Genomic DNA, 2,883 nt, shown 5'->3' with positions numbered 1-2,883 from the left:
GTGCGGCATCCGGCGTATGTGATCTACACGTCGGGTTCGACGGGCCGGCCCAAGGGTGTGGTGGTCAGCCACACCGGCATCGCCTCCCTCTCCGCCTCGGCGGCCGAGCACTACGCCGTCGACCGCGACAGCAGGGTGCTCCAGCTGTCCTCACCCAGCTTCGACATCTCGGTGCTGGAGATGTGCATGGCGTTCACCAACGGCGCCGCGCTCGTCGTGCCGGACGCCCAGCCGCTGGCCGGCGACGCGCTCGCCGAGGTCCTGGCCGGTGAACGGATCACCCATGCCGTCATTCCGCCGGCCACCCTGGCCACCGTTCCCGTCCTCGACCTCCCGCACCTGCGCACCCTGGTCACCGGCGCCGACACCGTCAGCGCCGAACTGGCGGCGCGGTGGTCCGGGCGGGTCCGGCTCAGCAACTCCTACGGACCCACCGAGGTCACGGTCGCCACGACCATGGGCCGCCCGCCGGCCGGCGACGGGGTCCCGCCGATCGGCGGCCCGATCCTCAACCTCCGCGTCTACGTGCTGGACGCGGGGCTGCGTCCGGTGCCCGCGGGGGTCGCGGGAGAGCTGTACGTGTCGGGTCACGGGCTGGCCCGGGGATACCTGAACCGGCCGGGGCTCACCGCCGAGCGGTTCGTCGCGGACCCGTTCGGCCCCCCTGGCGGCCGCATGTACCGCACCGGCGACCTGGTCCGGTGGCGCACCGACGGCCAGCTCGAATACGCCGGTCGCGCCGACACCCAGGTGAAGGTGCGGGGCTTCCGCATCGAACCGAGTGAGATCGAAGCCGTACTCGACGCCCATGAGCAGGTCGCGCGCAGCGCGGTGATCGTCCGCGAGGACCACCCCGGGGACAAGCGCATCGTCGCCTACGTGGAGCCGCTGCCCGGTGCCGCGGAGCCGGCGCGGCTCGCCGACTCCGCGACCCTGCGGTGCACGGAGCGGCTCCCCGGTTACATGGTGCCGTCCGCCGTGGTGGTGCTGGACCGGTGGCCGCTGACCCCCAACGGCAAGGTGGACCGCAAGGCGCTGCCCGCCCCGGGCCAGCCGGTCACGGCCGGCGACGGCCGAGCACCCAGGAACGCCAGGGAGGAGAAGCTCTGCGAGCTCTTCGCGGAACTGCTCAACGTCCCCCGGGTCACCATCGACGACAACTTCTTCAAACTCGGCGGCCACTCCCTGCTCGCCACCCGGCTGATCAGCCGGGTGCGAACGGATCTCGGCGCCGAGATCACGGTCCGGACCATCTTCGAGAACCCGACCGTCGCCGCCCTGGCCGAACAGTCCGGCAACGCCCGCCCGGCACGCCGCTCCCTGCGTTCCATGCGCCGCTCCTGACCCGCGGCCGCCACCGGTTTTCCTGAGCACACCCCAGAGGAGTTCCCTGTGTACCCCATGTCGTTCGCGCAGCGTCGGCTGTGGTTCGCGTTCCAGATGGAGGGCCCCAGCCCGACGTACAACGCCCCGTTGTACGTCCGGTTGTCGGGTGAGCTGGACCGGGCCGCGCTGACCGCCGCGGTGAACGACGTGGTGGAACGCCATGAGGTGCTGCGGACGCGGTTCGCGGAGGTCGACGGTGAGCCGGTCCAGGTGGTGGAGCCGGTCGCCGCTCCGGCGATGGAGTTCGTCGAGCTGGAGGGTGACCTGTCGCGGGCGCTGGCCGAACGGGCGCGGTACTGCTTCGACCTCGCGGCCGAGATCCCGCTGCGGGTGACCCTGTTCGAGGTGGCCGAACGGGAACACGTCCTGCTGTTCATGCTGCACCACATCGCGGGCGACGGCTGGTCGATGGGCCCGCTCGCCCGGGACCTGTCGACGGCGTACGGGGCCCGGTGCGCCGGCCGGGCCCCGGAGTGGGAGCCGCTGCCGGTCCAGTACGCCGACTACGCGCGGTGGCAGGAAGAGGTACTGGGCTCGGCGGACGACCCGGACAGTCTCATGGCGGAGCAACTGGCGTTCTGGCGTGGGGCGTTGGTGGGGGCTCCGGAGTTGCTGGAGCTGCCGGTGGACCGGCCGCGTCCGGCGGTGGCCAGTCATCGGGGTGCCACGGTCCGTTTCTCGGTGGACGCCGGTACCCACAGTGGGTTGGTGGCGCTGGCCCGCGCGTCGGACGTGACGGTGTTCATGGTGGTGCAGGCGGCGCTGGCCGTGCTGCTGTCGCGACTGGGCGCCGGTACGGACATCCCGCTGGGTACGGCGGTGGCGGGGCGTACCGACGAGGCCCTGGACGACCTGGTGGGGTTCTTCGTCAACACGCTGGTGCTGCGCACGGACGTGTCGGGCGACCCGACGTTCCGCGAGCTGCTGGCACGCGTGCGGGAGACGGACCTGGCGGCCTACGCGCACCAGGACGTGCCCTTCGAACGGGTCGTGGAGGCCGTCAACCCCGGCCGCTCACTCTCCCACGCACCCCTGTTCCAGGTGCTGCTGACCCTCCAGAACAACGCCGCGGGAGAGTTCGCCATCCCCGGCATCGACGCCTCCTTCGGTGAGGTGGACACCGGCGTGGCCAAGGTCGATCTCACCTTCTACCTGGAGGAGCGCCACACCCCCGACACGACTCCCGCGGGTCTGACCGGCGAGATCCAGTACGCCGTCGACCTGTTCGAACGGGACAGCGCGCAGACCATGGCCGCCCGGTTCGTCCGCGTGCTGAGCGCCCTCGTGTCCGCACCGGACCGCGCCGTGAGCGCGGTGGACGTCCTCGACGCCGACGAGCGCAGGACCCTGCTGCACGACCGCAACGCGACAGCACGCACGGTGCCGGCCGCCACCGTGACCGAGCTGTTCGAGGAGTGGGCTGGTCGTGTTCCGGATGCTCCGGCTGTGGTGTTCGGGGATGTGGTGGTGACGTACGGGGTGGTGGAGGAGCGGGCG

The 2,883-nt window shown here is 71.7% G+C and carries 2 protein-coding genes; both read left to right on the top strand.

The genetic code is table 11. From position 1 onward, the window contains the following. A partial coding sequence (locus ABT171_RS41455; RefSeq protein WP_351252114.1) for a non-ribosomal peptide synthetase occupies positions 1 to 1,344 on the top strand: 1,344 nt, incomplete at its 5' end. A gap of 57 nt (positions 1,345 to 1,401) precedes the next feature. Continuing rightward, the coding region (locus ABT171_RS41450; protein ID WP_351252116.1) for a condensation domain-containing protein at positions 1,402 to 2,883 on the top strand (1,482 nt) is incomplete at its 3' end.

Source organism: Streptomyces sp. NPDC001851 (assembly GCF_040297165.1).
In the GTDB taxonomy this organism is placed as follows: domain Bacteria; phylum Actinomycetota; class Actinomycetes; order Streptomycetales; family Streptomycetaceae; genus Streptomyces.
The sequence above is the reverse complement of the archived record's forward strand: the minus strand, read 5'-3'. Positions and strand labels throughout refer to the sequence as shown.